At 67.5% G+C, this 25,711-nt stretch carries 26 protein-coding genes; 15 read left to right on the forward strand and 11 right to left on the reverse strand.

The features are described 5' to 3' along the window. Nucleotides 1–94 precede the first annotated feature (94 nt). The 6 genes from K6L26_RS02240 to K6L26_RS02265 are packed head-to-tail and all read left to right on the forward strand — an operon-like array spanning nucleotide 95 to nucleotide 6,244. On the forward strand, nucleotides 95–1,087 hold the full coding sequence (locus tag K6L26_RS02240) for an NAD-dependent epimerase/dehydratase family protein (RefSeq protein ID WP_047037006.1): 993 nt from the start codon (nucleotides 95–97) through the stop codon (nucleotides 1,085–1,087). Then, nucleotides 1,084–3,315 carry an acyl-CoA dehydrogenase family protein gene (locus tag K6L26_RS02245; RefSeq protein ID WP_047037002.1) on the forward strand — a complete coding sequence of 744 codons (2,232 nt, stop codon included), beginning with the start codon at nucleotides 1,084–1,086 and terminating at the stop codon, nucleotides 3,313–3,315. Before K6L26_RS02240 ends, K6L26_RS02245 begins: the two co-directional genes overlap by 4 nt. A gap of 9 nt (nucleotides 3,316–3,324) precedes the next feature. Next, nucleotides 3,325–4,545 carry a thiolase family protein gene (locus K6L26_RS02250; RefSeq protein WP_019342964.1) on the forward strand — a complete coding sequence of 407 codons (1,221 nt, stop codon included), beginning with the start codon at nucleotides 3,325–3,327 and terminating at the stop codon, nucleotides 4,543–4,545. Between the two features lie 4 nt (nucleotides 4,546–4,549). After that, entirely contained in the window at nucleotides 4,550–4,972 is a 423-nt protein-coding gene (locus K6L26_RS02255) for a Zn-ribbon domain-containing OB-fold protein (protein WP_019342965.1), read from the forward strand. A 44-nt stretch (nucleotides 4,973–5,016) separates the two neighbouring features. After that, complete coding sequence (locus K6L26_RS02260; protein WP_071533371.1) at nucleotides 5,017–5,301, forward strand: hypothetical protein; 285 nt, start codon at nucleotides 5,017–5,019, stop codon at nucleotides 5,299–5,301. A gap of 52 nt (nucleotides 5,302–5,353) precedes the next feature. Beyond that, on the forward strand, nucleotides 5,354–6,244 hold the full coding sequence (locus K6L26_RS02265) for an SDR family NAD(P)-dependent oxidoreductase (protein WP_043367576.1): 891 nt from the start codon (nucleotides 5,354–5,356) through the stop codon (nucleotides 6,242–6,244). Nucleotides 6,245–6,253: 9 nt separating this feature from the next. Here K6L26_RS02265 and K6L26_RS02270 read toward each other — a convergent pair whose 3' ends face one another. Both K6L26_RS02270 and K6L26_RS02275 read right to left on the reverse strand, forming a co-directional pair. After that, complete coding sequence (locus tag K6L26_RS02270) at nucleotides 6,254–6,916, reverse strand: enoyl-CoA hydratase-related protein (protein ID WP_019342967.1); 663 nt, start codon at nucleotides 6,914–6,916, stop codon at nucleotides 6,254–6,256. Beyond that, nucleotides 6,900–7,529, reverse strand: coding sequence for a TetR/AcrR family transcriptional regulator (locus K6L26_RS02275; protein WP_019342968.1), 630 nt, complete (start codon nucleotides 7,527–7,529; stop codon nucleotides 6,900–6,902). The genes K6L26_RS02270 and K6L26_RS02275 overlap by 17 nt, the downstream gene beginning before the upstream one ends. A 102-nt stretch (nucleotides 7,530–7,631) precedes the next feature. On the opposite strand from K6L26_RS02275, the gene K6L26_RS02280 reads away from it, so the two are divergent. The 4 genes from K6L26_RS02280 (at nucleotide 7,632) to K6L26_RS02295 (ending at nucleotide 13,373) form a co-directional block, all read left to right on the forward strand. Next, nucleotides 7,632–8,342, forward strand: a complete 711-nt coding sequence (locus tag K6L26_RS02280) for a TetR/AcrR family transcriptional regulator (protein ID WP_047037157.1) — start codon at nucleotides 7,632–7,634, stop codon at nucleotides 8,340–8,342. Next, complete coding sequence (locus tag K6L26_RS02285) at nucleotides 8,342–10,912, forward strand: ABC transporter ATP-binding protein/permease (protein WP_019342970.1); 2,571 nt, start codon at nucleotides 8,342–8,344, stop codon at nucleotides 10,910–10,912. Before K6L26_RS02280 ends, K6L26_RS02285 begins: the two co-directional genes overlap by 1 nt. Further along, entirely contained in the window at nucleotides 10,909–12,645 is a 1,737-nt protein-coding gene (locus K6L26_RS02290; protein WP_019342971.1) for an ABC transporter ATP-binding protein, read from the forward strand. Before K6L26_RS02285 ends, K6L26_RS02290 begins: the two co-directional genes overlap by 4 nt. A gap of 236 nt (nucleotides 12,646–12,881) precedes the next feature. Then, nucleotides 12,882–13,373 carry a hypothetical protein gene (locus tag K6L26_RS02295; RefSeq protein ID WP_047036998.1) on the forward strand — a complete coding sequence of 164 codons (492 nt, stop codon included), beginning with the start codon at nucleotides 12,882–12,884 and terminating at the stop codon, nucleotides 13,371–13,373. A 167-nt stretch (nucleotides 13,374–13,540) separates the two neighbouring features. Here K6L26_RS02295 and K6L26_RS02300 read toward each other — a convergent pair whose 3' ends face one another. After that, nucleotides 13,541–14,803, reverse strand: coding sequence for an amidohydrolase family protein (locus tag K6L26_RS02300; protein ID WP_047036996.1), 1,263 nt, complete (start codon nucleotides 14,801–14,803; stop codon nucleotides 13,541–13,543). Nucleotides 14,804–14,827: 24 nt separating this feature from the next. Here K6L26_RS02300 and K6L26_RS02305 point away from each other — a divergent pair, with 24 nt between their 5' ends. After that, entirely contained in the window at nucleotides 14,828–15,670 is an 843-nt protein-coding gene (locus tag K6L26_RS02305; RefSeq protein WP_174682909.1) for an AraC family transcriptional regulator, read from the forward strand. On the opposite strand, the gene K6L26_RS02310 is transcribed toward K6L26_RS02305, so the two are convergent. Both K6L26_RS02310 and K6L26_RS02315 read right to left on the reverse strand, forming a co-directional pair. After that, complete coding sequence (locus K6L26_RS02310) at nucleotides 15,603–16,421, reverse strand: DUF2127 domain-containing protein (RefSeq protein WP_047036991.1); 819 nt, start codon at nucleotides 16,419–16,421, stop codon at nucleotides 15,603–15,605. The two genes, K6L26_RS02305 and K6L26_RS02310, sit on opposite strands and share 68 nt — an antisense overlap. A 27-nt stretch (nucleotides 16,422–16,448) precedes the next feature. Further along, complete coding sequence (locus K6L26_RS02315; RefSeq protein WP_409347527.1) at nucleotides 16,449–17,030, reverse strand: O-methyltransferase; 582 nt, start codon at nucleotides 17,028–17,030, stop codon at nucleotides 16,449–16,451. Between the two features lie 107 nt (nucleotides 17,031–17,137). On the opposite strand from K6L26_RS02315, the gene K6L26_RS02320 reads away from it, so the two are divergent. From K6L26_RS02320 to K6L26_RS02330, 3 genes are all read left to right on the forward strand, one after another. After that, the gene (locus tag K6L26_RS02320; protein ID WP_047036988.1) at nucleotides 17,138–17,845 is read left to right on the forward strand and encodes a histidine phosphatase family protein; all 708 of its coding nucleotides are present in this window, start codon (nucleotides 17,138–17,140) and stop codon (nucleotides 17,843–17,845) included. 118 nt (nucleotides 17,846–17,963) lie between these two features. Continuing rightward, nucleotides 17,964–18,251, forward strand: a complete 288-nt coding sequence (locus K6L26_RS02325; protein ID WP_047036985.1) for a hypothetical protein — start codon at nucleotides 17,964–17,966, stop codon at nucleotides 18,249–18,251. A gap of 103 nt (nucleotides 18,252–18,354) precedes the next feature. Then, nucleotides 18,355–19,254, forward strand: a complete 900-nt coding sequence (locus K6L26_RS02330; protein WP_047036983.1) for a DMT family transporter — start codon at nucleotides 18,355–18,357, stop codon at nucleotides 19,252–19,254. On the opposite strand, the gene K6L26_RS02335 is transcribed toward K6L26_RS02330, so the two are convergent. The 3 genes from K6L26_RS02335 to K6L26_RS02345 all read right to left on the reverse strand — a co-directional run bounded on the left by K6L26_RS02335 (nucleotide 19,244) and on the right by K6L26_RS02345 (nucleotide 21,942). Further along, nucleotides 19,244–20,395: an MCE family protein gene (locus K6L26_RS02335; RefSeq protein ID WP_047037151.1), complete on the reverse strand. Its 1,152-nt coding sequence runs from the start codon at nucleotides 20,393–20,395 to the stop codon at nucleotides 19,244–19,246. The genes K6L26_RS02330 and K6L26_RS02335 overlap by 11 nt on opposite strands. 243 nt (nucleotides 20,396–20,638) lie before the next feature. Next, nucleotides 20,639–21,355: an SDR family NAD(P)-dependent oxidoreductase gene (locus tag K6L26_RS02340; RefSeq protein WP_036390878.1), complete on the reverse strand. Its 717-nt coding sequence runs from the start codon at nucleotides 21,353–21,355 to the stop codon at nucleotides 20,639–20,641. Between the two features lie 41 nt (nucleotides 21,356–21,396). Continuing rightward, the gene (locus K6L26_RS02345) at nucleotides 21,397–21,942 is read right to left on the reverse strand and encodes a TetR/AcrR family transcriptional regulator (protein ID WP_036390880.1); all 546 of its coding nucleotides are present in this window, start codon (nucleotides 21,940–21,942) and stop codon (nucleotides 21,397–21,399) included. A gap of 88 nt (nucleotides 21,943–22,030) precedes the next feature. Here K6L26_RS02345 and K6L26_RS02350 point away from each other — a divergent pair, with 88 nt between their 5' ends. Beyond that, the gene (locus tag K6L26_RS02350; protein WP_047036979.1) at nucleotides 22,031–22,591 is read left to right on the forward strand and encodes a carboxymuconolactone decarboxylase family protein; all 561 of its coding nucleotides are present in this window, start codon (nucleotides 22,031–22,033) and stop codon (nucleotides 22,589–22,591) included. Here the strand turns inward: K6L26_RS02350 and K6L26_RS02355 are convergent. The 3 genes from K6L26_RS02355 to K6L26_RS02365 all read right to left on the reverse strand — a co-directional run bounded on the left by K6L26_RS02355 (nucleotide 22,588) and on the right by K6L26_RS02365 (nucleotide 25,691). Next, complete coding sequence (locus tag K6L26_RS02355) at nucleotides 22,588–24,741, reverse strand: elongation factor G-like protein EF-G2 (protein ID WP_047036978.1); 2,154 nt, start codon at nucleotides 24,739–24,741, stop codon at nucleotides 22,588–22,590. The genes K6L26_RS02350 and K6L26_RS02355 overlap by 4 nt on opposite strands. A gap of 76 nt (nucleotides 24,742–24,817) precedes the next feature. Beyond that, nucleotides 24,818–25,240: a TIGR03668 family PPOX class F420-dependent oxidoreductase gene (locus K6L26_RS02360; protein ID WP_019347879.1), complete on the reverse strand. Its 423-nt coding sequence runs from the start codon at nucleotides 25,238–25,240 to the stop codon at nucleotides 24,818–24,820. Between the two features lie 19 nt (nucleotides 25,241–25,259). Beyond that, nucleotides 25,260–25,691 (reverse strand): hypothetical protein, encoded by a 432-nt coding sequence (locus K6L26_RS02365; protein WP_131721860.1) that lies wholly within the window; start codon nucleotides 25,689–25,691, stop codon nucleotides 25,260–25,262. Nucleotides 25,692–25,711 lie beyond the last annotated feature (20 nt).

The following is a 25,711-nucleotide window of genomic DNA, read 5'->3' on the forward strand; positions in this document are numbered from 1 at the left end:
CACGGATCTTTACACGGAAAGCTACCCGCCGTAGTCTCCCACAAGACGAGACGTAGCGTCTCGTAAACACGGAGAACGACGGACGCAAGGGTGCATGAGAACTAAAAAACTGGTCATCGGGGCCAGCGGATTCCTCGGCTCGCATGTCGCCCGGCGGCTCGTCGAGCGAGGTGAGGATGTCAGGGTGCTCATCCGCAGCACCAGCTCCACCCGCGGGATCGACGACCTCGACGTCGAGCGGGTCCATGGCGACATCTTCGATCCCGAGTCGGTCCGCGAGGCGATGGACGACTGTGACGTCGTGTACTACTGCGTGGTCGACGCCAGGGCCTGGCTCAGCGACCCCACGCCGTTGTGGCGGACCAATATCGAAGGCCTGCAAGAGGTTCTGGATGTCGCGGTCGAGGCGGGGCTGAGCAAGTTCGTCTTCACCAGTTCGATCGCCACCATCGGCATCGCCGAAACCGGTCTTGCCACCGAGGAATTGGCGAACAACTGGCTGGATATCGGCGGTGACTACGTGCACACCCGAGTGCTCGCCGAACAGATGGTGCTGCGCTATGCCCGCGAGCACGGCCTGCCCGCGGTCGCGATGTGTGTGTCCAACACTTACGGCCCGGGGGATTGGCTGCCGACACCGCACGGCGGGCTGGTGGCCGCCGCGGTGCGGGGCAAGATGCCGTTCTACGTCAAAGGGGCTGCGGCCGAGACGGTCGGCATCGCCGATGCTGCCGAAGCACTGATCCTGGCCGGGGAAAAGGGCCGCGTCGGTGAGCGCTACATCGTCTCCGAGCGCTTCATGAGCGCCCAGGAGATCTACCGAACCGCGTGTGCAGCAGTGGATGTCGAGCCGCCCCGGCGCGGGATCCCGATCCGTGCGCTGGCGGCCGCAGGCGCGGCGGTCGATCCACTGGCCCGGCTGCGCAAAAAGGAGAACCAGCTCAGTCCGCTGACCGTGCGATTGATGCATGTGATGTCTCCGATGGACCACAGCAAGGCGGAGCGCGAACTCGGGTGGCAACCGCGGCCGACCACCGAGGCCATCGCCGAGGGCGCACGGTTCTTCGCCGCCAGGAGGCGTGCATGACCACCCAGGTTTCCATCGCCGTCACACCCGAACAGCAGCAGCTGAGCCAGGCGGTCGCACAGTTCGCGGCCCGGCACGCACCCATCGACGCCACCCGGGCCGCGCTCGACGACCTGGCCCGGGGCCAGCTGCCGCCATGGTGGGGCGCATTGGTGGACAACGGCTTCCACGCCGTGCATCTGCCCGAATCCGTGGGCGGTCAGGGCGGCGGGCTCGAAGACATGGCCTGTGTGCTGGAGGCCGCGGGGTCGGCATTGTTGCCGGGGCCCTTGCTCACCACGGCGATCGCCGGGGCCGCACTGGCCCGCCAGCAGAACCCGGCCGCCCAGACCTTGCTCAAGGAGATTGCCGAAGGTGTCACCGCTGTCGTGGTGTCAGGTGAGCAGTGCGACGTCCACGGCCGGCCCGGCGCCGAAGGTTGGCTGCTCACCGGGTCGTCGGGCTTGGCCCTGGGACTGGGTTCGGCACAGCGCGTCGTGGTGCCGTTCGCGGACCAGGTAGGTGACCTACGCTGGGCCGTCCTCAGCCCGGTTGAGGGACAGATCGAGTCGCGCCGTGGCACCGACCTCACCACGGATCTGGGCATCTTGCATCTGAGCGATCACGCGGTCCCCGCCACGGCTGTGCTCACCGAGATGGACACCGAGCTGGTCACCGACCTGACCGTCGCGTTCACCGCCTCGGTGGCGGCCGGCATCACTCAGTGGTGTGTGGATACCGTCACCGACCACCTACGCACCCGTGAACAGTTCGGCAAGCCGATCGGTACGTTCCAGGCGTTGCAGCACAAAGCGGCCATGCTGTTGGTCAACAGTGCGCTGGCGACGGCAGCGGCCTGGGATGCGGTGCGGGCGCTGAGCGGACCCCCGGACGCCGAGCAGCACCGGCTCGCCGCCTGCTCGGCCGCGGTCATGGCGGTCATGCCGGGTCCGGGGCTGGTACTCGAGACGCTGACCATGCTGGGCGCGATCGGGTTCACCTGGGAACACGACCTGCACCTCTATTGGCGCCGAGCCACCAGCCTGGCCGCATCGATAGGCCCGGTGTCGCGGTGGACGCGCAGCCTCGGCGAGCTGTCGGCCGTCGCAACGCGGGACATGGCGGTGAACCTCGGAGATTCCGACGCCGAGTTCCGGGCTCGGGTCAGTGCGACGTTGGATCATGCACTCACACTGTCCGACACCGGTTTCGGCCGCCAAGGTGACTATCCGGAGTTCACCGTCGGGGCCCGGCGCGAGCTGATCGCCGATGCGGGCCTGATCGCTCCGCACTGGCCCGCACCATGGGGATGCGACGCGACGGTGCGCCAGCAGCTCATCGTGGACGAGGAGTTCGCCAAGCGCGCCGGGCTGGTGCGGCCGTCGGTGGGTATCGCCGAGTGGATCCTGCCGAGCCTGATGGCGGCCGGATCCGAAGAACTGCAACAACGTTTCGTGCCGACCACATTGCGCGGCGAGCTCTCCTGGTGCCAGCTGTTCAGCGAGCCGGGAGCTGGTTCGGACCTGGCTTCGCTGAGTACCCGGGCCGTGCGGGTAGCCGGCGGGTGGAAGATCAACGGGCACAAAATCTGGACTTCGCTGGCGCACCGGGCCGATTTCGGCGCCCTGCTGGCCCGTACCGATCCCGACGCACCCAAACACCGCGGCATCGGCTACTTCATTCTCGACATGCGTTCGCCCGGGGTGGAATTCCGGCAGATCGCCCAATCGAGCGGTCGCGCCGAGTTCAACGAGGTGTTCTTAACCGACGTCTTCGTCCCCGACGAAATGCTCTTGGGTGAGCCGGCGTCGGGCTGGCAGCTGGCCATCAGCACCATGGCCCATGAGCGGGTGGCGATCAGCGGATACGTGAACATCGACCGGATGGGCGCGCTGCGCGAACTTGTCGATCTCAGCCCCGACCCAGATCCGATACGGCACGCCATCGGCGAGATCGACGCCTACACCAATGCGCTCAAGGCGCTTGGCGTGCGTGAGACGCTGCGCCTGCTCGACGGGCAGGCACCGGGACCGGCGTCGAGTATCGCCAAGGTGGCCACCAACGTGATGTTGCGCCGGGCCGCCGAGCTCACGCTGCGCCTGACCGGGCCGTTGGCAATGGAATTCGACAGCCAACCCGCGGTGGTGTCGCCGTATCTGGACCTGCCGGCCGAGCTGATCGGCGGCGGCACCACCGAGATCCAGCTCAACATCATTGCCCAGCTGATCCTGGGTCTACCCCGCAAGTGAGGAGTGAGTATGAGACCGCGTAGGGGACTGCAGGGCGATGCCGCGATCGTCGGCTACGTCGAACTGCCGCCCGAACGGCTGACGAAGGCCTCGCCGGCACCCTTCACCCTCGAGCAGTGGGCACTGCTGGCGGCCGCCGCTCTGGAGGACGCCGGTCTGTCGGCCGAGCAGGTCGACGGCATCGTCACGTCGCATCTGGGTGAATCGGAGATCTTCGTACCGTCGACGGTGGCCGAGTATCTGGGTGTGCGAGCGAACTTCGCCGAGTTGCTCGATCTCGGCGGGGCCAGCGCCGCCGGCATGGTGTGGCGGGCGGCCGCGGCCATCGAACTTGGCCTGTGTGACGTGGTGCTGTGCGCATTACCCGCGCGCTACATCACCCCGTCGTCCGAACTGAAGCCGAAGACGTTGACCGACGCGGTGTTCTTCGGCTCGTCCAGCAACCAATTCGGCTCGCCGCAGGCAGAATTCGAGATTCCTTACGGCAACCTCGGGCAGAACGGGCCGTACGGGCAGGTGGCGCAGCGCTACGCGTACGAGTACGGATACGACGAGCGGGCGATGGCCAAGATCGTCGTGGACCAACGGTTCAACGCCAACCACACCGAAGGTGCCATCTGGAAAGACACCCCGCTCAGTGTCGAGGACGTCCTGGCCAGCCCGGTGATCGCCGATCCGCTGCACATGCTGGAGATCGTGATGCCGTGTGTCGGTGGGGCCGCCGTCGTGGTGGCCAGCGCCGAAGTTGCCGCGCGAACCCGCAACCGACCGGTGTGGGTCAAGGGTTTCGGCGAGCACGTGCCGTTCAAGACGCCCACCTACGCCGAGGATCTGCTGGACACCCCGATCCGCAAGGCGGCCGACACGGCGTTCGCAATGACCGATCTGACGCGCGACGACATGGACATGGTGTCGATCTACGACTGCTACACGATCACGGTGCTGCTCAGCCTGGAAGACGCCGGATTCTGCGAGAAGGGCAAGGGCATGTCCTTTGTGTCCGATCACGACCTGACCTTCCGCGGCGATTTCCCGCTGAACACCGCCGGCGGCCAACTCGGTTTCGGGCAGGCGGGTTTGGCCGGCGGCATGCACCACGTGTGCGACGCCACCCGGCAGATCATGGGCCGCGCGGGTGCCGCGCAGGTGGCCGACTGCAATCGCGCGTTCGTCTCCGGAAATGGCGGCATCCTGTCCGAGCAAACCACCCTGATCCTGGAAGGTGAGTGAACCGATGACCGGATTCGCCCGGCCCATGCCGGTGAAAACCCCGACCAGCACGCCGTTCTGGGATGCGTTGGCCGAGCACCGCATCGTCATCCAGTACTCGCCGTCCACGCAGGCCTACGTGTTCTACCCGCGCGTGCTGGCGCCCCGCACCCTGGCCGCCGACCTCGAGTGGCGGGAGATCTCGGGGATGGGCACGCTGTACTCGTTCACCGTCGCCCGCCGCCCGGTCGGCCCGCACTTCGCCGATGCGGTACCGCAAATTCTCGGCATTGTGGAATGGGACGAGGGACCACGGTTCTCCACCGAGATGGTCGATGTCGCACCGGAAGACCTCGCCGTCGGTATGCGGGTCAAGCCCGTCTTCTGCGACTATCCCGACGCGTTTGCTGGGACTGGAGTGACGATGCTGCGCTACACGCGGGCTTGATCACATCACTTGGCAGGAGGCTCACAGGAGAGCAGTATGGAGACATGCTAACCATACGAAAACTCATGGGGTCAGTGTTCGTAGCGGGAGCCGCAGCGGTGATTGCAGCAGGACCTGCCGCCGCTCTTATCACCGATGCACCTGCTTCGACGACGACGATTACCGCAACACCCAGCGGTGGCGGTGACGCCGGCGGTGGTGGCGGCTGCGACAGCGGGCCCGGCTGGAATGGCTGTGGCGGCTGGAATCCGGTCCAGGGCGGCTGGGGTCACGGCTGCCTCAACGGCATCTGCGGCGGCTGGGACGGCCAGCGCGGCTGGGGCGGCTGATAGCGGGGTCAGCGTCATCCCGGCCTGAGTGCGCCGGGGTGACCACCCCGTCATGACGACGCATTGGACGCCCGACCGTCTCGGTGACCTCGCCGGGACACGCATCATCGTCACCGGTGCCACCAATGGTGTCGGCCTCGGTACCGCCAGGGCGCTGGCGCGTGCCGGTGCGCACGTGATCCTGGCCGTGCGCAACACCGCGCTGGGCGCACAACGTGCCGCAGAGATCGGCGGATCCACCGAGGTCATCGAACTCGACCTCGCGGATCTGTCCTCGGTGCAAGCCTTTTCGCAGCGTCTCGACGGCGACGTGGACATCCTGATCAACAACGCCGGTGCGCTCAGCCAGCACCGGTCCGAGACGGTCGACGGTTTCGAGATGACCATCGGCACCAACCTGCTCGGGCCGTTCGCGCTGACGAATTCGCTGTTCGGCCGGATCCGCAAGCAGATCATCAATGTCGGATCCGAGGCGCACAAGTCGGCGACCCTGCGGCTCGACGACATGCACCTGCGGCACCACAAGTGGACGGTGATGGGCGCCTACGGCCGGTCGAAGCTCACGGTCATGTTGTGGGGCCTGGAACTCGACCGCCGGCTGCGGGCCGCCAAATCGCCTGTGGTCACCCAACTCACCCATCCGGGCTGGGTGGCCTCCAACCTGCCGAACGTCTCGGACAAACCGCTGATGTCCGCCGTGCAACGTGGCGTCAAGGCCGTGGCCGACGTGTTGGCCAACGATATCGACGCCGGGGCCGCACCGACGCTGTACTGCCTCAGCGAGCCCATTCCGCCGGGCAGCTACGTCGGAGTCGAAGGCAGGTTCGGACTGCGCGGCGGCCCCGTGCTGATCGGGCGATCGGCCGTTGCCTGCGACTACGAAATCGCCGCTCGGGTGGTCGAATTCGCCGAACACGAGACCGGCACGGCCATTCCGGTCTAGCTTGTCGGGTTACTGCTGCCCGGCCGTCAACGCTTGGACCGCGGGACCGAACATGCCCTGCTTGATCGCGCCCAGCGTGCCGGAATCCTTGCCGCCCAACGGGCGCAGCAGGTCGGTGGCCGTCGTGGTCACCGAGCCCTCGGGTGCGGTGGCGTCGACCAGCCCGTACGCCTTGGCATCGATGCCGCCGAACCGGCGGCCCGTGGTCATGGACGCGACCGCGGCCTGCGGGGTCAGTTTGGCCTGGATCAGCGCGGCCATTCCCGGGGTGAACGGGATTCGGATGTCCACCTCGGGGAAACAGAAGAAACCCCGGTCGTCACGCATGACCCGGAAATCGTGGGCGATTGCCAGCATCGCGCCGGCGCCGAAGGCGTGCCCGACGACTGCCGCCACGGTCGGGATCGGCAAGGTCAGCATCCGGGCCAGTAGGCCCTGCACCCGGCCCACATACCAGTCGCCCTGATCGCTGTGGGCGCCGAGCCAATCCAGATCGAGGCCGTTGGAATAGAACTTGCTGTCCGCGGTCGTCACCAGACCGTGTGCCCCTTTGGCGAGGATGGCGTCGAGCTGGGCGTCGACCTCGTCGAGAAACTCGGGCGAGAACCGGTTCTCGTCGTCGCCGAGATCCAGGATGGCGATGTCGCCGTCGTAATCAAGGTTGGTGGCCATGGTTTTCCTTCCTTCGGGGGTTGGGTGCAGGCCCCACCGCCAGCACGGCCGCCACAGCGGCGCCGAGATGGTGGCGGGCAGTCGGGTCGTCAATACGGTTGCGGTGCAACAGAATGGCCGTGGGCAGGTCCACGATGCACGTCGTCACGGTGTCCACGGCCGCCCGGTCGCGCCGCTCCCACGTACCCATCGCGAGTTCGATCATCAAGTCCACCAACTGTTGTTCCAGCTCGCGCACCTGGTCGGTCAGTTCGGCCGGCAGGTCATGGCTCAGCAACTGGTCGCGGCTGACCTGCAGGAGTAGCCGCGCCGAGGCCGGGTTGCGCTCGGCGAAGACCACTGGGGCGTGGGCGGCCGCCGCGATCGCGTCGGTACCCCGCGTCGCCTGCTCGACCAACTCACGTTGCAGGGCCAGGAACCGCCGCCCGGCCCGGAGCCACACCTGGCCGAGCAGGCCGGCCCGGGAGCCGAACGAGTGATAGAGCGCTCCGTTGGACAGCCCGACGGCGTCGCTGAGGGCGCGGATGGTGACCGATGCCGGTCCTGAGCGCACGGCCAGGGATTCCGCGGCATCGAGGACCGCATCCGGGTCGTAGACGCGAGGACGTGGCACCGGAACACCATAACAGAGCGACCGCTCTGTTATCGAGGAAGCGGTTGACGCGGACTAAGGCGACCCTTAGTTTGTGGGGGTAACTTTCCTGTGGAGGTAGTCGTGGCCGGAACCGGTGTCCCCGCGCGCGTGGGTGGACGCCCGCCGCTGATCGCGGTGTCCGACATCGTCGCCGCAGGACGCGAGCTCGGCATGCGCAACCTGAGCATCAACGCCGTCGCCGCCCGACTCGGGGTGTCGGCGACGGCGCTGTACCGGCACATCAGCGGCCGCTGGGAACTGGAGCGTCTGGTCGGGGAGAGCCTGCTCGCCGAGCTTGAGTTCGTCGATGATCCGGCCCGCTCCGTCGAAGACCATCTGTTGGCCTTCGGGGTGAGCCTGCACCGGTTCACCCTGAACAATCCGGGCCTGGCCGCCTACATGCAAGTGCTCTTTCCGCGTGGAGAAGCCGGCGCTCGGCTGCTGGCCGACGAGATCGCCGCGTTGGGCCGGCGGGGTTACACCGCCGAGGGTGCGGCGCTGCTGAGCAGTTCGGTGGCGGTGCTGGCCATCGGCCTGGCCGCCCAACACGAACTCAAGGCCGAGGCCAGTGGCGGTGACGAATTCGTCCTGGAACGCGATGCGGCCGCGCAGCGGCTGGCCGGCGACGCCGCCTTGGGCCCGGTGCATACCGCGGGCATGCAACTGAGCAGTCCGCAGTATCTGGAACTTCTGATGAACGCACTGATCCGGGGGCTGCTGACGTCCGCGGCGCCCGGCAGGCCGATTACCGACATCGTGGCGGAGCTGACCGCCCGGGGAGAGGACCGCTGATGGCACGCGGATTTCAGGGAGTGATGATGCGCGGCTTCGGCGCGCGCGATCACCAGGCGACCGTGGTCGAGACGACCTACCTGACGCCGAACATGGTGCGGCTGCGGCTGGTGTCGCCGACGGTGTTCGAGGACGCGATCGCCGAGCCGACGTCGTACCTGCGATTCTGGGTTCCGGACCCCGACGGCTCGAAGACAGAGTTCCAGCGCGGCTACACGATGTCCGAAATGGACCCCGAGACCGGTCATTTCGCGGTCGATGTGGTGCTGCACGAACCCTCGGGCCCGGCGTCGAAGTGGGCCAGGGCCGCCAAGCCGGGCGATACCATCCCGGTGATGGCGCTGGGCTCGACAGGGTTCACCGTGCCCGAGGACCTGCCCGCCGGTTATCTGTTGATCGGTGACGCGGCGGCCATCCCCGCCATCAACGGGATCATCGGCGCCCTCCCGCACGACGTGCCGATCGAGGCCTATCTCGAGCAGCACGACGAGAACGATCTGCTCATCCCGATCGCCGAACATCCACGGCTGCAGGTGCACTGGGTCGAACGTCGTGACACGACCTCGCTGGCCGCGGCGATCGAGGCACGCGACTGGTCGGACTGGTACTGCTGGGTGACGCCCGAGGCCGGCTCGCTCAAACACCTGCGCACGCGGTTGAAAGATGAGTTCGGCTTTCCCAAGTCCGAACTGCACGCCCAGGCCTACTGGACCGAGGGCCGGGCCATGGGCACCGACCGCACCGAGGAAAAGGACGCGGCCCCGACCGAACCTGCTGTGGCCGAACCTGTTTCCGCGCCGGCCGCCGCCCCCGCGCGCGGCACCTGGCGGGCACAAGGCGCGGGGCGATTACTTGCCCCGCTGAAAACGCCGCTGATCGTCTCGGGCGTACTGCAGGCCGTCATCACCCTCATCCAGCTCGCCCCATTCGTGCTCTTGGTGGAACTGGCTCGCCTGCTGCTGACCGGTGCCGAAGAATCCCGGCTGTGGACCTTGGGCCTGACCGCGGTCTGGCTGCTGGGCCTGGGCGCGCTGTTGGGCGCCGGGTTGACCCTCTGGCTGCACCGCCTCGACGCGCGGTTCGCCCGGGACCTACGAAGCCGGCTGCTGACCAAGATGGCCAGGCTGCCGCTGGGCTGGTTCACCGCCCGCGGCTCCGGCTCGATCAAGCAACTGGTGCAGGACGACACGTTGTCCCTGCACTACCTGGTGACTCATGCCATCCCGGATGCCGTAGCGGCCGTGATCGCTCCGGTCGCCGTGCTGGTCTACCTGTTCACCGTCGACTGGCGACTGGCCCTGGTGCTGTTCATCCCGGTGCTCACCTACCTGGTGCTGATGTCGGTGATGACCATCCAGTCCGGTGCCAAGATCGGGCAGGCGCAGCGCTGGGCCGACCGGATGAGCGGCGAGGCCGGCGCTTACCTGGAAGGCCAGCCCGTCGTGCGGGTGTTCGGCGGCGCCGCATCGTCGAGCTTCCGTCGGCGCCTCGACGAATACATCGGCTTCCTGGTCGGCTGGCAGCGCCCCTTCACCGGCAAGAAGTCGCTGATGGACCTGGTGACCCGGCCCGGCACCTTCCTGTGGCTCATCGTCGCCGTCGGCACCCCGATGATCATCGGCGGCTCGATGGACCCCGTCGACCTGCTGCCGTTCCTGTTGCTGGGCACCACCTTCGGCGTCCGGTTGCTGGGTGTCGGCTACGGGCTCGGCGGAATCCGCGGCGGCATGCTGGCCGCGCGACGCATCCAGAACGCGCTCGACGAGGCAGATCTGGCGCAACTTGAGGGTCAAGGTGAGCCCGGCAGCTCCGGTGGCGTGGTGTTCGACGGCGTGACCTTCGGCTACCGGCCGAGTGTGCCGGTGATCAAGGACGTCTCGCTGACCTTGCGCCCGGGAACGGTGACCGCGCTGGTCGGCCCCTCTGGATCGGGCAAGTCCACGCTGGCGGCGCTGCTGGCCCGCTTCCACGACGTCGACTCCGGTTCGATTCAGTTGGACGGCAAGGACATCCGAACGTTGTCCGCCGACGAGCTGTATCGCCGCGTCGGCTTCGTGCTGCAGGAAACCCAACTGGTGGCGGGCACCGTCGCCGAGAACATCGCGCTGGCCGACCCGGAAGCCGATCAGGACCGGATCGAGCAGGCCGCGCGCGACGCCCAGATCCACGAACGCATCCTGCGGCTACCCGAGGGCTATCAAACGGTACTCGGCGCGTCGTCGGCGCTGTCCGGCGGCGAAAGGCAGCGACTGACCATCGCCAGGGCCATCCTGGCCGACACCCCGGTGCTGATCCTGGACGAGGCCACGGCCTTCGCCGATCCCGAATCGGAATACCTTGTGCAGCAGGCCCTCAACCGGTTGACCAAGGACCGCACGGTGCTGGTGATCGCACACCGGCTGCACACGATCACCCACGCCGACCAGATCGTCGTGCTCGACGGCGGACAGATCGCCGAGACCGGCACTCATGAAGAGCTACTGGCCGCAGGCGGGCGTTACCACCAGCTCTGGCAGACCGGACAATCGCTGCGCCCCGGCGATACCGTCACCGCAGGAGAGACCCGATGATCCGCACCCTGATTGCCCTCATCCCGGCGGACCGCCGCGGCAAGGTCAGCATCTACGCAGCGCTCACGCTGGCCTCGGTGGTGATCCGGGCGGCCGGCACAGTGCTGCTGATTCCCTTGGTGGCCGCCCTGTTCAGCGATGTCCCGCGGGACGCGCTGCCCTGGCTGGGTTGGCTTACCGCCGCGACCGTCATCGGCTGGATCGTCGACACCGCCACCTCGCGGCTCGGATTCGACCTCGGCTTCGCGCTGCTGGACCACACCCAGCACGATGTGGCCGACCGGCTGCCCGGCATCCGGATGGACTGGCTGAGCGGTGACAACGGCGCCAACACCGCCAACGCCCGCCAGGCGATCGCCGCCACCGGACCCGAACTGGTCGGCATGGTGGTCAACTTGCTGACCCCGCTGATCGGCGCGATCCTGCTGCCCGCAGCCATTGCGCTTGCGCTGCTGTTCATCTCGGTTCCACTGGGATTGGCGGCGCTGGCCGGCGTGGTGATCCTGCTCGGTGCGTTCTGGGCATCGGGACGGCTCAGCCGTAAAGCCGACGCGGTGGCCGACGAGACCAACCGGGCCTTCACCGAACGCATCATCGAGTTCGCCCGCACTCAGCAGGCACTGCGCGCGGCCCGTCGGGTCGAACCCGCCCGCAGCATGGTCGGCGATGCGCTGGCCGCACAACACGGCGCCAGCATGCGGCTGCTGCTGATGCAGGTACCCGGACAGCTGCTGTTCAGCCTGGCCAGCCAACTGGCCCTGCTGATCCTGGCCGGTATGGCCACCTTCCTGACGCTGCGCGGCACGCTCGGCGTTCCTGAGGCGATCGCGATGATCGTCGTCGCCGCCCGCTATCTCGAGCCGTTCACGTCGCTTTCCGAGTTGGCCCCGGCGATCGAATCCACCCGGGCCACCCTCGACCGGATCCGCGCCGTCCTCGATGCTCCCGTGATGACGGCAGGCACGGCGACCCTGTCTTCGACCACGGCGCCGCGCATCGAATTCTCTCGCGTGACTTTCGGTTACGGGCCCACCCCGGTGCTGGAAGACGTCAGCTTCGTCCTGGAACCCGGCGGCACCACCGCGATCGTCGGGCCGTCAGGATCGGGTAAGAGCACCATCCTGTCGCTCATCGCGGGCCTGCACCAGCCGACCGCGGGCCGGGTGCTGATCGACGGAGTCGACACCTCCCAGATGGACGCCGAAACCCGCAGGGCAGCAACGAGTGTGGTGTTCCAACACCCTTACCTGTTCGACGGGACGATCCGGGACAACATCCTGGTCGGCGATCCCGATGCCGATGCCGGCCAACTCGCCACCGCGGTGCGGCTGGCGCGGGTGGACGAACTGACCAGCCGGCTGCCCGACGGTGACGGCGCCAAGGTGGGCGAAGCCGGCACGGCGTTGTCCGGTGGTGAGCGGCAACGGGTCAGCATCGCCCGGGCCCTGGTCAAGCCGGCGCCGGTGCTGCTGGTGGACGAGGCGACCAGCGCGCTGGACACCGAAAACGAGGCCGCGGTGGTCGACGCCCTCACTGCCGAAGAGCGCTCCCGGACCCGTGTGATCGTCGCGCACCGGCTGGCCAGCATCCGGCACGCCGACCGGGTGCTGTTCCTCGACGGCGGACGGATCGTCGAGGACGGCAGCATCGAGGAGTTGCTGGCCGCGCGCGGGCGGTTCGACGAGTTCTGGAACCAGCAGCGGGAGGCTGCCGACTGGCAGATCACCCACTAGTAGGCCAGATTCGGGCCACCTACCCGTCGAATGTCACGCTGGCGTGGCTGCCGAGCTCGAGAGCCACTCTGGCGTGACAATGGGGCCGCCGGTGCCCGCCGGGTGCCCGCCGGGTGCGCGGCGGCTGGCCGAATGCGCGCCGATCGCCACTTGTCGCCGACCTACTGTAAATATTACAGTTGGGCGTCCCGGAATGGCGTCGGGGTGGTGAGCGGATCTGGTGGGAGGGCGCTGCGATGAAGAACGACAGGGGCGGTGGCGCCGTGACGTACCGCATGCACGTGATCGCCGGCGACGCCGCGGAGCTGGCGTCCAACGCCGGGGGCCTGATCGTCGACCGGATGATGAGCGGTTGGCGAGTGACGGTTCAGCTGCTCGACAGCGTCGACACCCGTGCGGTGCGGATACTGGGCGCCGAGCTGGTCGATGCGCTGACGTCACCGGACCGTCCGGACGAGGAACGATGTGTACTGGTCATGGCTGCCGACGCGTATGCCCCGGCGGTTTCCGGTGCCGGCCACGAACTTCCGGCTGGATATGTCGAGGCCCTGGTCTGGGGCGAATCTCCCGACCCGCCTCACCTCTACGACCATCACCTCAGCGCGGCGGCGCGAGCATTCAAAGCCCGGGCGGTTGCCGCGGCCCGCGTCACGCTCCACGAGGTGGCCGCTGTCGAGACGTTCACGTCGATGAATGCGAAAACCTTCGGCATCGGTCTCCGCGCCTGACCGCAGATCTTCTGTGCGGACCCGGCGAGCACCTTCGTGAGGTCGGCTGTCGTCCCCCAGGCGGTGGGTCCTCGACACCGACCGCCGGAGGCGCCGGCATCCGTTGACTCCGCGGTGAGGGCGACGCGCACTTTCACGCCCTCACCGCAGACTCGATGGCAGATGGGTCAGGCCTTGGCGAGCTGCTTCTGCTCGTAGAGGCGGGCCCACTCCGCGCGCGGCCGGATCGAGGTGTCGACATCGGTGGCCTTGGCGCGCAGGGCGCCGACGTTGGCCTGGTCACGTGCGGTGTGCCGGAAGGGGTCCCAGCTGAAGAACCGTGCCGAGTTCTCCCAGGTGATCTTGTTGATGTCGGAATCGCTTGCGCCGGCGACATTCAGCTCGGCCAGCACCTGCTCGGGGGCGTCGGGCCAGAAGCAGTCGCTGTGCGGGTAGTCGCATTCCCAGGCGATGTTGTCGATGCCGATCTCGTGCCGCAGCTTCAGCGAGGTCTTGTCGGTGACGTAGCAGGCCAGCGAATGCTCACGGAACACGTCGGACGGCAGCTTGTCGCCGAAGTCGCGCCGCAGCCATTTCTGGTTGGTGTAGTGGCGGTCGCTGCGATCCAGATAGAAAGGGATCCAACCGATTCCGCCCTCGGAGAAGGCGAACTTGAGGTCGGGATAGTTGCGCATCGCCGGTCCCCACAGCAGATCTTGGGCGCACATGGCCGAAACCTGGGTGGCCAGGATGATCAGGTTGTCGATCGGAGCGTCCTTGGCCATAGAGATCGCGCCGAAGCCGGTGCCGATGTGCAGGCACATCACCACGTTCTCCTCGGAGAGAGTTCGGAACACCGGGCCCCAGTAGTCCTCGTCGAAGTAGCTCGGAAGTCCTTCCAGGTGCGGCAGTTCCGGCATGGTGACGGCCCGGCAGCCCTTGGCGGCGACCCGGCGGATCTCGCGGCACATGGCCTCGGGGTTCCAGGTAGGCAGGATCGCGATGGGGACGAACCGGCCAGGGTAGGACCCCGCCCACTCGTCGATGTGCCAGTCGTTGTAGGCCGACACCATGACCAGCGTGGCTTCTTCGCGGTGCATGTTGAGGTGGCGAGCGGAGAACCCGGTGAAGGTCGGGAAGCACATCGAGGCCAGGATCCCGTTGCGGTTCATGTCGCGGACCCGCTCGTGCACGTCGTACACACCGGGACGCATCTCGGCGAACCCGGCCGGGTCGCGGCCCCACTCCTCGGCCGGCCAGGACACCACGGCGTTCAGGCCGGACACGCCCTGCGGGCGGCCCTGGTACATCCACTGGTCGACGCCCTTGTCGTCGGTGACGACGATGGGCGCCTCTTCCTTGTACTTGGCCGGCACGTGGCGCAGGAACATGTCGGGCGGCTCGACGACGTGGTCGTCGATGCTGATGAGGATCAGGTCGTCGGTCTTCATAAACAACTAGTACCGTCTAGCAGCATGACCGTCTCTGCATCTTCGGACAGAGGTTTGACTCAATCGGCCAACATGTCGAGGCCGGTCATCGAGCTGCGCCGGGGCGGGCGCGCGCCGGCCGGCAGCTACCTCTACGAAGGCGACGGGCTGATCACGGGGTGGCATTCCCACGAGGTGCATCAGATCGAGTACGCCCTGCACGGCGTGGTGGAAGTGGAGACCGACGCCGCACACTATCTGCTGCCGCCGCAGCAGGCCGCCTGGATTCCGGCCGGCCTGCAGCACCAGGCGGTGATGAACCCCGACGTCAAGACCGTCGCGGTGATGTTCGACGCGCAGCTGATCGCCGATCCGGGCGATCGGGCCCGGATCATCGCGGTCTCCCCGCTGATCCGCGAGATGATGATCTACGGCCTGCGCTGGCCGATCGACCGCGCCCACGGAGACGACACCTCGGACACGTTCTTTCGAACTCTGGCCAACCTTGTCACCGATGCGCTCGATCACGAAGCGCCGCTGAGCCTTCCGACCACCGATCACCCGATCGTCGCCGCGGCGCTGGCCCACACCAAGGAACACCTGGCCTCGGTGACCGCCGAGGACGTCAGCCGGGCGGTCGCGGTGTCCGAGCGTACCCTGCGCCGGCTGTTCGCCGAGACGATCGGAATCTCCTGGCGGACATACCTTCTGCATGCCCGGATGCTGCGGGCCATGGCACTGCTGGCCGGGCCGGATCAGTCGGTGCAGGCCACCGCCACGGCGGTGGGTTTCGAGAACCTCAGCTCGTTCACCCGCTGCTTCACCCAGTTTTGTGGCCAGACGCCCTCGGCGTATCGGAATCGCGCGCGTGAGGAGCATCAGGCGTAACCAGCCCGGCCCGCTCGACGCTGAGCAGGCTCTCGGTGTGATGCTCGGCCCGATAGGCCGCACCGCCGCCGTTGAGCCCGAAAAGCCTTTTACTCCAGAGCAACCAGACCACCGCGGCCAGGTTGACCGTCAGCGCGCCGAGGCGCAGGACGGTCACTTTCTCGGTCAGCTCATAGATCTCCAGCGGTAGAAAGACACCGGTGGCGATCACCGCGAAGTACTCGCCCCACCGCTTCATCAGCCACAGCCCGGCCGCCTCGACGAACTCGATCAGGGCATAGGCGGCCACCCCGACCGCGATCCACAGCAAGGTCGTCGAGGACAAGGTGAACGCCTCGCCGATGTGCCGGACGATCTTGGAATCGTCGATGTTCCAACCGATCTGGTCGGCCAGCGGCCGCATCAGCGGGATGTCCTTCTCGAAGGCGTCCTTCAGCTCGCTCTGGGACGCCCGGACCTTGAGGATGCCCGCGGCCAGTAGCACGAAGACGACACCACGGATGGCCCGCTCGGTGGCCAGCAACCGCATCAGGGTGCGATCGCGCAGCAGGCGTCCGCGCGGGATCTCCGGAGCGGTGTCGGCAGGCCCGTGACCGCGCGGCGCGCCGACGACGAACGTCTCGCACCGCAGGCAGCGCCAGGCTTCGCCGACCGGGGTGTCTACCCGCAGCCGCGCGCGCAGCTGTGGTTCGTCGGGGGCGAACGTCGCATGCCCGCGCAGCCCGCACGACCGCAGGGCGAAATCCACCATGTCAGCACCGTAGCGGGGCGCAACGGGCTAGGCCCGGCAGCTGAGCTCCATGCTGTCGCTGTCGCGCGCCAGAAAGTTGACGCTGACATATCCGTTCGACGGCTCCCGGACGCGGTCCAGGTACGGCTGGGTGTCGGCCATGGACGTGTTGTCCGCGACCACCAGCGCGCCGGTGGTCAACTGGGGCTCCAGGAGCTCGAGCACCGGGAGATAGAGCTCCTTCCAACCGTCGAGCAGGACGAAGCCGATGTCGCCGGTCACCGACTTCAGCGTCTCCAACGCGTCGCCCTCGAGCACCGTGATGACATCGTCCAGGCCGGTATGGGCGAAGGTCTGCTTGGCCGCGGCGATCTTGGTGGCACTCAGCTCGGTGGTGTAGACCCGGCCAGTTCCGTTGTCGCGCACGGCCGATGCCAAGTGCAGGGCAGACAGGCCGAAGGACATCCCGAACTCGACCACGATCGCCGGCTTGGTGGCCCGAATCAAGGAGTACAACAACCGGCCGGCCTCGCGCGTCACCGGCATGTAGATGTCGCTGAGCGCGTCCGCCCGCTCCTGTGCGCTGGCATCGGACAGATCCGCGAACCGGCGCGACCCGTCCTCCCGCATCTTCTTGAACTGCTCGTCGGCCGCGGCGTACATCCGGTCCAGCGCATCGGCGACCCGGCCGTCGTTGAGGGTAGTCACGCTAACGAAGCTACGCCGAAGGGTGGATTATGGCCCGTGTGCGAAAACTACGAGCACTCCCGTCGCTGGCCGTAATCGTCCTTGTCCTCGCCACACTGCTGGCCCCGACCGCGACCGCGGGTGGCTACCGCTCCATCACCTTGACGTTCGTCCGGCACGCCCAGTCGGCGGGCAATGCCTCCGGCCTGATCGACAGCTCGACGCCCGGACCGGCGCTCACGGAGCTGGGTCGCACCCAAGCCGTGGCCAGCGCACAGCGGTTGGCGCCCCACCACTACGACGGCATCTTCGCCTCGACCATGATCCGGACCCAGCAGACCGCCCAACCCATGGCCGACATCCTCCGCGAGCCGATCACGGTGCTGCCCGGGCTCCACGAGGTCGAGGCCGGGATCTACGAGGGCCAGCCCGAGGCGAGCGCGGTCCAGACCTACTTCGCGGCCCCCGAGCAGTGGTTGCGCGGGGACCGGAGCGCCCGGATACCCGGTTCGATCGACGGAAACGAATTCGACGGCCGCTTCGACGAGGCAGTCCAGCAGATCTACGACAGTGGGGACGACAATCCCGTCGCGTATTCGCACGGCGCCGCGATCATGTTGTGGGTACAGATGAACGTCACCAATCCCAATCCCCAACTGCTGATGCAACACCCGCTCGACAACACCGGCTACGTCGTCATCAAGGGCAATCCGACCGATGGCTGGACCCTGACCGATTGGGACGGCGCCGGAAGCTGACGGTCGATGTGACCCGCCGGTCATAGACTGCCGATATGCGGTGCCGATCACGTCTGGCCCGAACAACCGCCGGGCGCGGATACTGTGTGCCAAGGCAAGCGCAGATGGGAGCGGGGCTATGAGGTTTCGGTTGTTGCCATACGTCACCGTCGAGGTCGACGACCGGGTGCGGCTGCGGGCGCGCCGGGCCGGCGAGCGGCTCCGGATCAACCTCAGGGCCTACCTGCGCAGTGCCGCCGACGAGGTCGAGACGGCCAGCGGCCGGGTTCGCGACCTGTGCGACACCGCGGTGAACCGCGTCGACCTGGCAGTAGCCAACGTCAACGACAAGATCGCTCCCGCCCCACCGACCGATCCCACAGGCTCCTCCGACGAGCCGCCGAAGCGGCATCTGCAGGTCGTCTGACCCAGCGCAGCGCGAGAGTCGTCGGCGCTCTACGGTTGGAGGGCACTGGCCTTCTCCCCTCGCGAGGCGGCCGACACACTGGCCCGAAAGGGGTTGACGAGGCTTGCTCGGCAACAGTCTTGCGGTGCTGTTCGCTCTCTGCGCAGCGATTTTCGCGGCTGTCGGCATTGTGGTGCGGCAGCGCGCCACCATGGACGTCCCGCCCGAGAAGGGCGTCAGCGCTGTCATGCTGCGCACGCTGTTGCGCCGCAAGCTGTGGTGGGCGGGAACCGCGTCCGCCGTGGCCGGCTACGTATTCCAGGCGCTGGCGCTGGGTTTCGGCTCACTGCTGCTCGTCCAGCCGGTACTGGTCTCGGCGCTGTTGTTCGCGCTCCCACTCAGTGCCCGGCTGGCCCACCGGCGGGTCAGCCGCGCCGAATGGTTGTGGGCACTGCTGCTGACCGGCGCGCTGACGGTGTTCGTGGCCCTCGCCAGGGCCAGCACCGGAACCTACGGGGTGTCGGTGACCACCACGGTCATCGTCGTCGTGGTGTGCTCGGCAGCCGTCGGACTGTGTGTCCTGGCCGCCACCCGAAGCACCAACTGGCGCCGGGCGGTGTTGCTGGCCCTCGCGGTGGGCGTGATGTTCGGCGTGGTCGCGGTGCTGACCAAGATCGTCATGCACACGATCGCCGTGGACGGTGTGCTCGCCGTGCTGACCACTCCGGCGCTGTACCTGGTGGTGGCCCTCGGGGTGATCGCCACGCTGTTGCAGCAGTCGGCATTTCACGCCGGGTCGCTGCAGACCTCGGTGCCGACCATGTTGGTCCTCGAACCCGTGGTGGCCGTGGTGCTGGGCTCGGTCGTCCTGGGTGAGCACCTGACCATCACCGGGTGGGAACCGGTGGCCCTGTCGGTCGCGGTCGGCGCCATGGCCGCCGCCACCATCGCTCTGGGCCGTGACGAGGGCGCCTACGAGGAGAAGCTGGAGGCGGAGCTGGAAGGCAAGCCCGTCAGGGGTTGATGGTGTGCTCGCCGATCTGGCGGCCCCACACATACTCGGACACCAGCGGTTGGCCCAGTTCGAAGTGGTTGTACGGGGCGATCGAGGCGCCGGTGTCCAGCACCAGGTACGGGGCGGGCCAGAGGTCCTTGGTGATCGGCTGCCAGCAGCCGGGCCGGCCCTCGGGACCGCCCTTGGCGTTCACCCGAGGCAGGTTGTCCGGGTAAACCCACGCGTTGGGCGCACCGACCAGGAAGTCCTGCAACTCGAACCCGTAGCCGTTGCGGGTCTGCTGGGCGAATTTCGGCGCGGCCTCGGCATAGTTGTGGATCATGCAGTACCAGGCCGGGCTGTTGCGGTCGAGCATCGCGCTGACCGGAAGCAGGTCCTGGGCGCCGCGGACCAGGTAGGGGCCCCCGCGTTCGAAGATGTCACCGCCGGTGTTGCCGAAGCCGACCGCGGCCACCAAGGCCTGGTCCAGGTTGCCGCGCTGCTGGTTGAGGGTGCGGGCGGTGGTGACGGCGTTGGTCAGGCTGTCGAACAGATCGGGGGCCGCGTCGGCGTACACCTCGCCGAGGTCGGCCAAGCCGGAGATGTCGCGGCGGATCTGCGGCATGCGCCCGTTGAGGTCGGCCAGGATGGTGTTGCCGTTGACGACGGACTGGCCGAACTTCTCACCCAGGCCGTCGAGGGCTTGTGCGGTGGCGGTCAGGGTTTCGTTCAGCTTGATCGGGTCGATCTGCTCGGAGATCGCGGTGATGGTCTCGAACAGCGTGTTGAACTCCGTCGTGACCCCCTTGGCGCGGATGGGCGTGTCAGGGGAGACTCGGGCTGACGACGGATTGTCCGGTGCGACGAACGAGATGTACTTGTTGCCGAACACCGTGGTGGCCTTCAGCTCGGCGGTCACGTTCTCGGGGATCAGCTTCAGGTACTGCGGCTTGACGTCCAGGGTCAGTTCGGCCTGCTGCTCACCGTCGACCTCGGCCACGTCCACGGCGGTCAACCGGCCGATCGGTACGCCGTTGAAGGTGACCTTCGAACCCGGGTCCATGGATAGACCGGACCGGTTGGCCAACACCGTGAGCTGTGTCTTTTGCTCGAACGCCCCGCGGAACTGCATCCACGTCAACACCAGGACCGCCACCACGAGCAGGACCATCGCCGCGGTCGCGGTCTTGTACGGCGGGTCGTACCGCCAATGCTTGAACCGCTGTTCGAAGCGGTCCCGCAGTGTCGCGGTGGATGAGGCCACGCGCAAACCTCCGAATTATTGACGCAGCCAGCAACTAAAGGTCTGCAAACTGTCCCAAACAATTAGAGATAAGTGCAACTACCGGAGACCCGGTGCGGCGAATATCAAATCGCCGGTACCGGGAGACCCCCGTCACAGCGTAGGCGCTGATCAGGTATTTCGGCCGCCATTCACGCCGATGATCTGCCCGGTGATGTAACCGGCCTCTTCCGAAATGAGAAACGAACACGTGGCGGCAATGTCTTCGGGTTTACCCATTCTGCGCACCGGGGTGGCGTTGATCGTGTCGCGAATATCGCCCAGTTCGCCCCGGGATTCGGCGGCGCGCAGCATCGGGGTGTCGATGAAACCCGGGGGCACGGCGTTGACCGTGATCCCGGCCGGCCCGAACTCCAGCGCCAGCGATTTGGTCAGCCCATTGACGCCGGACTTGGCGGCCACGTAATCGCACATGTACGGCACACCGGAGTGCGTGCTCGACGAGGAGATGTTGACGATGCGGCCCCAGCCGGCCTCGATCATGTCGGGCAGCGCGGCCTGTACGACATGGAAGACGCCGTTGAGGTTGACGTCGATGACCTTCTGCCACCGCTCGAAGGTGAGCTCCGTGAACGGGGTGAAATCACTGAGACCGGCGGAGTTCACCAGGATCGTGACAGGCCCCAGCTGCTCGCGGACCGCTTTGAAGACGGCGTCGACCTGGGACCGGTCGGTGACGTCGGCGGCATAGGAGTGCTCGTCGTCGGTCGCATTGAGGTCGAGAGTGGCGACCCGATAACCGTCCGCGACGAGGCGGTCGGCGATCGCCTTGCCGATTCCGGATGCGCCTCCGGTCACCAGTGCGGTCTTGCCCGGCGAGGTCGTCATTGTGAGTCCTTTCGAGAATTGTTGATCGGCAATCGATTTCGTCAACGCCTGATCCGCAGGCCCAGGGTGCGGCGGGCGGCTTCGGCGAGATGGTGGAAGAGCTCGTCGTCGGTGAGGCCGGTCGAGGCGACGCCCGCGCCACCGGCGACGCCGGAGAACACCATCGCGGCCTTGACGGTGCCTGCCGGCCCGGGGTCGACGTCGGCCAGGAGGGCCATCTGGCGGTCGATGACGGTGTCCCACTCGGGACGGGTACGCAGGGCCTCGTTCACGCTCGGGTCGCACCCCAGCACCGAGACCAGGGCGCGGTTGCGCACCGCCAGTTCGACATAGCCGCGCACCATGTGATCCGCGCGGCTGTGCACGCCGCGCAGATTCTCGGCTTCCTCGACGATCTGCTGCATCTGCTGCAGTACCGGGTCCAGCACGGCGGTCAGCAGCTGTTCACGGGTGCGGAAGTGGTAATAGATGGCGGCCTTGGTGAAGCCCAGTTCGTCGGCGATCATCTGCAGCGATGTCCCCGCGAAGCCGTGCCGGGTGAACAGCTGCACCGCCGCCTCGACGAGGCGTTCTCGGGTGGTGTCCATCGGTACGTCCCCTCGTGTGCGCTGCGGCCGAAGTTCCTTTACGATCGTAAAGTACGATTACTAGTCGATCGTAAAGTAGGGGTACCGCATGTTGACGCCGTTGCCAGCCGAAGACTGGGACGACCAGGCCCGCGAGGCGTTGGCCTCCACGGTGCCGCCGGAGCGCCGTCGCCCGGACAAGGTGGGCAACGCGTTGGCCACCCTGGTGCGCCACCCCGTGCTGGCCGGGGCATTCCTGCCGTTCAACACCTACCTGCAAAAGGATTCGACGCTGCCCGAGCGGCAGCGCGAACTCGTGATCCTGCGCACCGCGTTCCACCACGACTGCGAGTACGAGTGGGGACATCACAGCGCGATGGCCCTCCAGGTCGGGCTCACCGAGGCCGACATCGAGGCGACCCGAAGCGGCACAGCGGCAGACGAATTCGACCAGGCCGTGCTCGACGCGGTGGACGAATTGCACACCGGATCGCGCGTGTCCCCCCAGACCTGGCAGCGCCTCGGACAATGGCTGGACGACCGGCAGCGCATGGACCTGATGTTCACCTTCGGCGGCTACAGCACGCTGGCATTCGCCTTGAACACCTTCGGCGTCCAGCTCGAAGACGGTGCGGGCAGCGACGAGTTCTACGCCTCGACGGTCAGCTAAACCGCCTTGCGGACCCGTGCCGCGGCGGCGTCGGGCATCGGCTCGTATCGGGCGAACGCGCGGGTGAACGCCCCGGCACCGTGGGAGAGTGATCGCAGGTCGATCGCGTAGCGGGTGAGCTCGACCTCCGGAATCTCGGCCTTGACCATCGTTCGGTCGTCGTCGGCCTTGTCGGTTCCCAGCACGCGGCCGCGCCGGCCGGCCAGATCGCTCATCACCGCGCCCACCAGATCGTCGGGCACCACCACGGTCACGTCATCGATCGGCTCGAGCAGGTCCACCCCGGCGGCCGCGGCCGCCTCCCGCAGGGCGAGCCCGCCGGCCACCTGGAAAGCGAAGTCCGACGAGTCGACGCTGTGCGCCTTCCCGTCGACCAGCGTCACCCTGATGTCGACGACGGGATAGCCGACCTCGGAACCGACGCCCTTCTCCATCTGGGCCCGCACACCCTTTTCGACGCTCGGGATGAACTGGCGCGGTACGGCACCGCCGACGACCTTGTCGACGAACTCGAACCCGCTGCCCTCGGGCAGCGGCTCGACCTCGATGTCGCACACCGCGTACTGGCCGTGGCCGCCGGACTGCTTGACATGCCTGCCGTGACCTTTCGCCTTGCCGCCGAGTGTTTCTCGCAGCGGCACCCGCAGCTCGACGGTGTCCACCGACACCCCGTAACGCCGCGACAGCGCGTCGAGCACGACGCCGGCGTGCGCCTCACCCATGCACCACAGCACGATCTGGTGGGTTTCGGGGTTCTGCTCGATGCGCAGGGTGGGGTCCTCGGCAGCCAGCCGCTGCAGGCCCACCGAGAGCTTGTCCTCGTCGGTCTTGGCCCGGGGCTGCACGGCGACAGGCAGCAGCGGATCGGGCATCGTCCACGGGCGCAGCACCAGCGGATCGGCCTTGTCGCTGAGGGTGTCACCGGTCTCGGCCCGGCTGAGCCGCCCGATCGCACAGATGTCACCGGCCACCACCGCGGGGGCCGGGCGCTGTTGCTTGCCCAGCGGGAAGGACAGGGTGCCGATGCGCTCGTCCTCGTCGTGATCCGCGTGGCCGTGCGACCCGTCGGCAGCCACCGCGTCGTTGAAGGCAGAAAAATGGCCCGACACATGCACGGTGGCGTCGGGCCTGATGGTGCCGGAGAACACCCGGACCAGGCTGACCCTGCCGACGTAGGGATCCGACGTCGTCTTCACCACCTCGGCCAGCAGCGGTCCGCCCGGATCGCAGGCCATCGGCTTGCGGGCGGCGCCGCCGGCGGAGAACACCTCGGGCAGCCGGTGTTCGGGCGGTGACGGGAAGCCGCGGGTGGCGATCTCGAGGAGTTCCAGCGTGCCGACCCCGGACCCGCTGCACACCGGGATCACCGGGAAGAAGGAAGCCCGCGCCACGGCCTTCTCCAGATCCGCGATCAACACCGCTTCATCGATCTCCTCGCCGCCGAGGTAACGCTCCATCAGCGTCTCGTCCTCGGATTCCTCGATGATTCCCTCGATCAGGGCACCGCGAAGTTCGGCGATCTCGCCGTCGTAGGAGCCGTCGGGCGGCCGGGTGGTGCGGGTGCCGTCGCCGTAGTCGTAGTGGGTCCGGGTGAGCAAACCGATCACGCCCTGGCCGGCGGGGAAGTACAACGGGGCCACCTTGTCGCCGAAGGCCTGCTGGGCGCCGGCCAGTGCGTTGGCGTAGTTGGCCCTGGCATGGTCGAGCTTGGTGATGACGACCGCCCGCGGCATGCCCACCGCAGCGCACTCCTGCCAGAGCGCCTTCGTGGGCTCGTCGATGTCCTCGTTGGCCGCGATGACGAACAGTGCGCAATCAGCGGCCCGCAAGCCGGCGCGCAGCTCACCGACGAAATCGGCGTATCCGGGAGTGTCGATCAGATTGACCTTGATGCCGTTGTGCTGCAACGGGGCCAGCGCCAGCCCGACCGAGCGCTGCTGGCTGATCTCGGCGTCGTCGAAATCGCACACCGTCGATCCGTCGACGACGGAGCCCGGCCGGGTCAGCACGCCTGCGGCGACCAGCAGTGTCTCCACGAGGGTGGTCTTGCCCGCGCCCGACGGTCCGACCAGCACCACATTGCGAATGGCGGCGGGGCTGTCCGCGGTGGGAACAGCCCCGTTGCCGGCCGAATGAGTCTTGTCCGCCATGGCATGCCTCCCGGTGTCCCTGTTTCCCACCCTTCCCCGATGTGACCTGGAGCACAACCCCTCCCGGGGTTGCCGATCACACCTGCCAGGACGACCAGTGGGTGACGGCGACGGTGATCACCGGCCCGGTCAGCGCGATGCGCTCGTACTGCGGGTATTTCGCCCTCAGCAGTCCGTAGCCGGTGGCCATCGCGTCGCCGCTGTGGTGCACCGTGGCCCGCCCGTCGGCCCGCACCCACCACAGGTGCGCCCACTCGTCGGTGTAATGGTCGACGATCAGGCTGACGCGGGAATCGCCTTCGATGTTGGCCAATCGCCGCAGACGTTGGGTGGACTTCGGTTTGGCGTCGACCGCGGTGTAGATGGTGGCAGTCGAGTCGGCCGCGACATGGACGGCGAACACCACCGGCACCAGGTGCGGGGCACCGTCGGCGGCCAACGTCGCCAGGACCGCACAGGGTGCGCTCGCGAACTGGGCGATGGTCTCGGGCCCGGCCATGGCCTCAGCGTAGGCGCACTCAGTTACGGGGATGGCGCGGTTGCGGGGCCACGCTGATCGGCGAGCGGGTGACCGGGGTGCGGGTGACGCCGATCTCGGGTTTCTTGGTCGCGGTCGGCCGGTGGGTGGGGCGGTACACCGGGGCCTGCTGGTTTTCCGGTGGCGGGGCAGGCGGTGGTTCCGCGGGAGCGGGTGGCACGCCGACCCGCATCGGCGGCGACGGCGGCGGGGCGGTTGCCGAAGGCGCGGGCGACGGGGACGTCGCCTGTTCCGGGGCGGACGGTGAATCCCTAAGCAGCAAAAGCACTCCCGAGACCACGATGGCCCCCGCGGCCACGGCGGCGGCGATCGTCGCGATCACCGCGGGGCGGGTGCGGTACCACGGCACGGCGGCCGGCTTGAAATTCCAGCCGTCCAGCTCGAAGTTGCCGCCGGGTCGCCGAACAGACACCACGCGATGTTAACGCCCTT

This window comes from Mycobacterium farcinogenes, from assembly GCF_019739075.1.
Lineage (GTDB): Bacteria > Actinomycetota > Actinomycetes > Mycobacteriales > Mycobacteriaceae > Mycobacterium > Mycobacterium senegalense.